Origin of the sequence: Fodinicurvata sp. EGI_FJ10296 (assembly GCF_040712075.1) — a bacterium.
Taxonomy (GTDB): domain Bacteria; phylum Pseudomonadota; class Alphaproteobacteria; order DSM-16000; family Inquilinaceae; genus JBFCVL01.
In genome coordinates, this window is record NZ_JBFCVL010000020.1 from 1 (window position 1) to 6,408 (window position 6,408).

Below are 6,408 nucleotides of genomic sequence, written 5' to 3' on the forward strand. Positions count from 1 at the left end.
CGCAGAAGGGCATCCAAAGAACCGGATCGACGAACTGTTGCCCTGGAACTACAAAGCGCCGTCAACCCCATAATACCGTGGGCCGCAGGCTCCGCTTACAGAGCCTTTTCAATATAAGTGATTATAAGCGCCCGGTCGTCTGCGTCAGAAGCGTGATGATCCTGCAGAAACGTGTCGAGGCGTTCGCGGCCGTCGTCGGTGTTCGGGAACTGCTCGCGCCACTGAGGAATGTCGCCTTCGATATGGCAAGTGGTGCAGTTTTCATCGAAGGCGGCGGCTTCGTCATCAGCCGATGCCTGGGATATCGTCGCACCGCCGATCGTCAATGCGGCCATGCCGGTTGCGATTGGCAGAAAAAAGATTCTGATCATTCCTTAGTGTCCCCGTTCCATGGATATCAACTCGTCCTGCGCCAGAGCGGCTTCGAACGTAACAGGTGGGGGCAGGGTCGGTTCTGTTATCAGTCTGTCCCATGGCTGGCAGCAAGTCCACATCCCAAGTCGCTCCTTGGCGTGACAATTGCATAATAAGTTGATCTACAGCGAACGGGAGAATGCGCATCACAGGCGCAGAGATGGGTGACACTCCCTACAGCGGGATGTATTCTGATGAATCGCTGGTTCAAAAGACGATAATTCAGGGCTTTACGGAAGGGCAGGTAAATCAATGACGATCTCACTTCGCGGCTTGCTGGCGTCGACGGCGCTGGCTGCATCCATGGCGCTGGTTACGCCGGCGGCGTTCGCTCAATCGATTACAGTGGCCATCGGGTCCGAGCCGTCGACGCTCGACCCGCAACTGCGCGACGACGGTGGCGAGCGGCAGGTAAACGACAACATATACGAGACGCTCATGGCCCGGACGCCGGAAGGCGAATTGGAGCCGGGTCTCGCCGCAGAGGTCCCGACGCAGGTCGATGAGACGACATGGGAATTCACGCTCCGGGAGGGCGTTACTTTCCACAATGGCGAGCCCTTCAATGCCGACGCTGTGGTTGCCAGTGTCGAGCGGATCATCGATCCGGAAAACAATTCCGAGCAGATGGCCTATTTCGGAACGATCGCCGGCGCCGAGAAAGTCGACGACCTGACCGTTCGAATCCTGACCACGGGCCCGGATCCGATTTTGCCTTCGCGCATGTACTGGATGAAGATGATTCCGCCGGACTATGCCGAGGAGGGAGATCTGGCCTCGGAACCGGTCGGGACGGGGCCATATCGGTTCGTCGACTGGCAGCGCGGCACCAGCATCGAACTTGCCGTGAACGAAGATTACTGGGGTCCGGAACCGGATGTCGAAGCGGTAACCTTCAGATTTGTCGGCGAACCCGGCACGCGGCTTTCGGGCCTTATGGCCGGCGAGTTCGATGTCATCATCAACCTGTTGCCAGAATTCACGGCGAGCGTTGAAAATTTCGCTGCTGTCGAGGGCCTTGAGACCTCTGTTTTCGTTCTTGGCGCCGACAACGAACTGACGTCGGACGTCCGGGTCCGCGAGGCTCTCAATCTGGCCATCGACCGGCAGGCCATGGCCGACAGTCTGTTCCAGGGCTATGCCACAATTGCCGCCGGGCATCATGTCAACCCACGCGCTTTCGGGTTCAACGATGACCTGGAATCCTATCCCTACGACCCTGAGCGCGCGCGCGAACTGATCGAGGAGGCGGGCGCCGTCGGGGCTACCCTTGAGGTGATCGGCGAATCCGGCCGCTGGCTGAAGGATCGAGAGCAGATCGAAACCGTGGCCGGCTACTGGTCGGAAATCGGACTTGAAACCGATGTCCAGATCCAGGAGTTTTCCCAGTATCTCGACAGCCTGATGGGCGACGGGCCGCGCCCGGATTCTATCTTTATCGCCAATTCCAACGAACTGTTGGATGCCGATCGCGAAGCCTCATACATCTATCATATGGACGGCGCCGCTTCGTCGAATTCGGATGAAGAGATGGCGGCGATGATCGACGAGGCGCGGGTCACGACCGATCCTGAAGCCCGCCAGGAATTGTATGACGCCATATTCCAGCGCGGCCACGACATGCACTACACTGTGCCGTTGTTCAACCTTCAGGACATCTATGGCATGTCGCCACGGATGGAATGGCAACCCCGCGTCGATGCAAAAATGCTGATCAAGGAAATGTCGGTCAGCGAGTAGGACGTGGCACCGCATTCCGGCAGCGATGTGCCGGAATGCGGGCATTGAAAGATAGGGGCTGGACGGAATGGGGACATTCATACTCCGACGGGCATGGCAGGGCTTCCTGGTCGTGCTCGGTGTGACTCTGACGGTGTTCGTCGTCACGCGCGTTTTCGGAGATCCCGTCAGCCTCATGCTGCCGCTCTCGGCATCGGCGGAACAGCGTGCTGCCTTTGCCGAGGGTCTGGGGCTGAATCAGCCGTTGCTGGTTCAGTTTGTTCAGTTCGCGGCCGACCTTGCCACGTTCGATTTCGGTGAGAGTGCCTGGCAGCGAAGGCCGGCCATAAACGTCGTATTCGAGCGTTTGCCGAACTCGTTGCTGCTGATCGGCGCCGGATTGGGACTTGCGGTCGTGCTGTCGGTCCCCATGGGGGTGGTGGCGGCGCTTCGGCCGGGCGGTATCGTCGATCGGCTGACCGTCGGCCTGGGCTTGCTCGGTTTGTCGATGCCCCAATTCTGGGTCGGATTGCTGCTGATTGTCGTCTTCGCGGTTCAGCTTCAGGTTCTGCCGACTTCCGGCATGGGGACCCCGGCCCATCTGGTGTTGCCGTCCGTCACGCTAGCGTTGGTGCCGCTCGCCCGGCTCACCATGCTGGTGCGTTCGTCGATGATTGATGAACTCAATCAGCAATACGTCAAGACAGCGCGCGCCAAGGGAATGCCGCTGAGGCGGATCATCGGCGTTCACGCCCTGCGCAACGCGTCCATACCGTTTCTGACGCTGGTGGGGTGGGAGCTGATCCTGACCCTTGCGGGTTATACGGTGGTTGTGGAAACCGTGTTCGCGTGGCCGGGCCTCGGGCTGACGGCGATCCAGGCGCTCCAGCGCGGCGACCTGTTTCTGGTGCAGGCAATAGTGTTCACAATCGCCATCATGATCGTGCTGATCAATATCGCCTTGGACGTCGTCTTCAAGCTCATCGATCCAAGGATCAATTTGAACTGATATGACCCACAGCGAATCAATATCGTCCCGGAAGGCGGCTTCCGAGGATACTGAGGCCGATGCCCGTTCCAATGACGGCGATCCCGGAGATGTACCCTGGAGCCGCCGGATCGTCGAAGTCGGGCGCGAGTTGTGGGAGGACAAGGGCGGTGCCATCGGTCTCGCGGTCATTCTGCTGATCGTGTCGGCCGCCCTGCTTGCGCCCTGGATCGCGCCCTACGATCCGACGTCACAGGCTGTGACGCAGCGGCTGACGCCGCCCTTCTGGCTGGAAGGCGGTACCTGGGCCCATGTGCTGGGCACGGATCATCTCGGGCGCGACGTGCTTTCGCGGCTGATCTGGGGCGGCCGGGTGACGCTGTTCATCGGTGTCAGCGTCGTGCTGCTGGCGGGTACGCTGGGGGTCGTCGTCGGCCTGTGGGCGGGATATCTCGGCGGCCGGGTCGACAGCATTCTCATGCGGCTGGTCGATATCCAGGTGTCGTTCCCCGGCGTTCTTCTGATCCTGCTGATCGTGTCGGTGATCGGACCCAGCATCACCACCATCATCGTGGTGCTGTCGATCACGAACTGGATGGTCTATGCGCGGCTCGTCCGGGGCATCGTGATGTCGGTCCGACAGACCCCCTATGTCGAAGCCGCCGAGATCGTCGGTTGCAAGCCGCGACGCGTCATCTTCATGCATATCCTGCCCAACCTGATTTCACCGCTGCTGACTGTCGGCATTCTGGAATTCACCAACATCGTCCTGGCCGAGGCGGCCGTATCGTTCCTGGGACTGGGCGTGCAGCCGCCGGCGACGAGCTGGGGATTGGATATCGCCGGCGGCCGGGATTACATCTTCATCGCCTGGTGGCTGGTGACGTTCCCGGGCCTCTGCATCGTCGCCACGGTCCTGTCGATCAATCTGTTCGCCAACTGGGTGCGCGTGACCACGGATCCGCAGGAACGTGAAAAGCGGTTTGCCAGATCGCGGCAGGCACGCCATGTGCCGACAGTCGCTCCCGATGCGGGCGACGGTAGCGGCACGGGCAGCAGCAGGGAGTCCGGACCATGACGGCCGACAGCATGGAAACGATGCTGGAAGTGGAGCGGCTGCGCGTGGAATTCGCGACCCGTGCCGGCGTTGTTCACGGTCTGAGCGATGTGTCGCTGACGGTCGGCAGAGGCGAGACACTCGGCATCGTCGGTGAATCCGGATCGGGCAAGAGCGTGACGGCCCAGGCCGTCATGGGGCTGATCTCCGCACCGGGGCGAATCGTCGGCGGCGATATCAGGTGGCGCGGCCGGTCATTGCTGGGACCCGCAGGAGAACGGTATGGCCGCTCGATCCGGGGGCGGGAGATCGCCGTCGTCTTTCAGGATCCGATGACCTCTCTCAATCCGCTCATGACCATCGGCGCCCAGATCGCCGAGGTCGTTCGCTATCATCTTGGCCACAGCCGCGCCCAGGCGCGCAACCGGGCGGCGGAACTGCTGGGAGCGGTCGGCATTGCGGTGCCGCGCAAGACCCTCGACCAGTATCCCCATGAATTGTCAGGCGGTATGCGTCAACGGGTGATGATCGCCATCGGAATCGCGTGCGAGCCGTCGCTGCTGATCGCCGACGAGCCGACCACGGCGCTGGACGTCACAATTCAGGCGCAAATTCTGGAGCTGCTGGCCGATCTGCAGCAGCGGCTGGGGCTGTCGATTGTCCTTATCACCCATGATCTGGGCATTGTGGCCGGTCTCTGCCACCGGGTGGCTGTCATGTATGCCGGGCGCATCATCGAGACCGGTGACGCCGATGCCGTGTTCGAACAACCGGCGCACCCCTATACACAAGGACTGCTCCGTTCCACCCCTCGGCTCGACGGCGTCGACGAGCGCCTGATCTCGATCGAGGGAACGCCGCCGAACCTGATGACGCCGATCGTCGGCTGCCCGTTTCTGGCCCGCTGTCCGATCGGCGACGATCGCTGCCGCGCCGCGCCGCCGCTGGTGACGACTCCGGGCGGCACGGCCGCCTGCTGGAAGGCGGGAACACCCGCGTGGGATGACCGGACACCGGCACTGGCGGAGGCCCCAGGGTCATGATGATCGAAAAGCGGTTGCCGACGAACGATGATACCGCAAATCCCGTTCCGACTCTGAGTGTTCGCGATCTGAGCGTGCAGTATCAGGTCAAGGGGCAGGGGTTCTGGAGTCCACGCAAGGCAGTTACGGCCGTGGAAAACATCTCGTTCGACGTCATGCCCGGCGAGACCTTGGGGCTGGTCGGCGAGTCCGGCTCGGGCAAAACGACCGTCGGCCGCGCCATCCTGCGCCGGGTCGAAGCGGCGACCGGGCGTATCCTGTTCAAGGGTGCCGATATCACCAACATGCGGGGGGAGCCGCTGCGGCGGCTTCGCGCCGGGATGCAGGTGGTGCTTCAGGACCCCTATGCCAGCCTGAACCCCCGGATGCGCGTGCTCGACATCGTCGCCGAGCCGTTGCTCGTCCACGGCATGGCCGGTTCGCTGGGCGAGGCCAGGGACCAGGTCATGGAACTGCTGGAGATGGTCGGGTTGCCGCGCGACGCGTACCGGCGCTATCCGCATTCGTTCTCCGGCGGTCAGCGGCAACGGGTCGGCATCGCCCGGGCGCTGGCGCTGAGACCCGATCTGATCGTGGCGGACGAGCCGGTCTCGGCGCTTGATGTCTCGGTGCGCGCCCAGGTCGTCAACCTGATGCAGGACCTGCAAAAGCAGCTTGGCCTCAGCTACCTGTTCATCGCCCACGACCTGTCGATCGTCCGCCACATTTCGCACCGCGTCGCGATCCTGTATGCCGGCCATATGATGGAACTGGCCGATCGGGATTCGATCTATAGCCGGCCCCGGCATCCCTATACCGAAGCCCTGCTGTCAGCGGTTCCGATCGCCAATCCGGCATTGCAACGCCAGCGCAAGCGCATCGTCTATCAGGGGGAGGTACCCGACATCTCCGCCCCGCCGGTCGGCTGCCGGTTCCAGACCCGCTGCCCGCTGGTTTCGGATCGATGCCGCAAGGAAGTCCCGCCACTGGCCGAAAAGGCGCCCGGCCATTTCTCGGCCTGCTGGAACCGGGACTGACCGGACGACGTGCTCAGTGGTATGGTGTGGATCGTTGGGAAACGTTGAACGTGGGGAAAATATCTGGCAAATAGAGGTGGTTCGGGGAATCTGGACAGTCGGGATAAGTGGATTTTCGGCCTGAGATCGGCATGATGCCGGGGACAGGAGAGACCATGACCAGACGACCAC

At 62.1% G+C, this 6,408-nt stretch carries 6 protein-coding genes; 5 read left to right on the plus strand and 1 reads right to left on the minus strand.

Going from position 1 to position 6,408, the window contains the following annotated elements; all coding sequences use genetic code 11:
* Positions 1-95: 95 nt before the first annotated feature.
* A complete protein-coding gene (locus ABZ728_RS21920) occupies positions 96-371 on the minus strand; it encodes a hypothetical protein (protein ID WP_366658575.1) in 276 nt (91 codons plus the stop codon).
* A gap of 295 nt (positions 372-666) precedes the next feature.
* Here ABZ728_RS21920 and ABZ728_RS21925 point away from each other — a divergent pair, with 295 nt between their 5' ends.
* The 5 genes from ABZ728_RS21925 (at position 667) to ABZ728_RS21945 (ending at position 6,237) form a co-directional block, all read left to right on the plus strand.
* The gene (locus ABZ728_RS21925) at positions 667-2,154 is read left to right on the plus strand and encodes an ABC transporter substrate-binding protein (protein WP_366658576.1); all 1,488 of its coding nucleotides are present in this window, start codon (positions 667-669) and stop codon (positions 2,152-2,154) included.
* A 67-nt stretch (positions 2,155-2,221) separates the two neighbouring features.
* The gene (locus ABZ728_RS21930) at positions 2,222-3,142 is read left to right on the plus strand and encodes an ABC transporter permease (RefSeq protein WP_366658578.1); all 921 of its coding nucleotides are present in this window, start codon (positions 2,222-2,224) and stop codon (positions 3,140-3,142) included.
* 1 nt (position 3,143) lies between these two features.
* Positions 3,144-4,199: an ABC transporter permease gene (locus ABZ728_RS21935; RefSeq protein ID WP_366658579.1), complete on the plus strand. Its 1,056-nt coding sequence runs from the start codon at positions 3,144-3,146 to the stop codon at positions 4,197-4,199.
* Positions 4,196-5,221 (plus strand): ABC transporter ATP-binding protein, encoded by a 1,026-nt coding sequence (locus ABZ728_RS21940; RefSeq protein ID WP_366658581.1) that lies wholly within the window; start codon positions 4,196-4,198, stop codon positions 5,219-5,221. The genes ABZ728_RS21935 and ABZ728_RS21940 overlap by 4 nt, the downstream gene beginning before the upstream one ends.
* The gene (locus ABZ728_RS21945) at positions 5,218-6,237 is read left to right on the plus strand and encodes an ABC transporter ATP-binding protein (RefSeq protein ID WP_366658582.1); all 1,020 of its coding nucleotides are present in this window, start codon (positions 5,218-5,220) and stop codon (positions 6,235-6,237) included. Before ABZ728_RS21940 ends, ABZ728_RS21945 begins: the two co-directional genes overlap by 4 nt.
* Positions 6,238-6,408: the final 171 nt, after the last annotated feature.

Bases quoted from the DNA above. Each gene is read 5' to 3' on its own strand.
- ABZ728_RS21940 (WP_366658581.1), top strand. From the start codon at position 4,196: ATGACGGCCGACAGCATGGAAACGATGCTGGAAGTGGAGCGGCTGCGC.
- ABZ728_RS21945 (WP_366658582.1), top strand. From the start codon at position 5,218: ATGATGATCGAAAAGCGGTTGCCGACGAACGATGATACCGCAAATCCC.
- ABZ728_RS21935 (WP_366658579.1), top strand. From the start codon at position 3,144: ATGACCCACAGCGAATCAATATCGTCCCGGAAGGCGGCTTCCGAGGAT.
- ABZ728_RS21925 (WP_366658576.1), top strand. From the start codon at position 667: ATGACGATCTCACTTCGCGGCTTGCTGGCGTCGACGGCGCTGGCTGCA.
- ABZ728_RS21920 (WP_366658575.1), bottom strand. From the start codon at position 371: ATGATCAGAATCTTTTTTCTGCCAATCGCAACCGGCATGGCCGCATTG.
- ABZ728_RS21930 (WP_366658578.1), top strand. From the start codon at position 2,222: ATGGGGACATTCATACTCCGACGGGCATGGCAGGGCTTCCTGGTCGTG.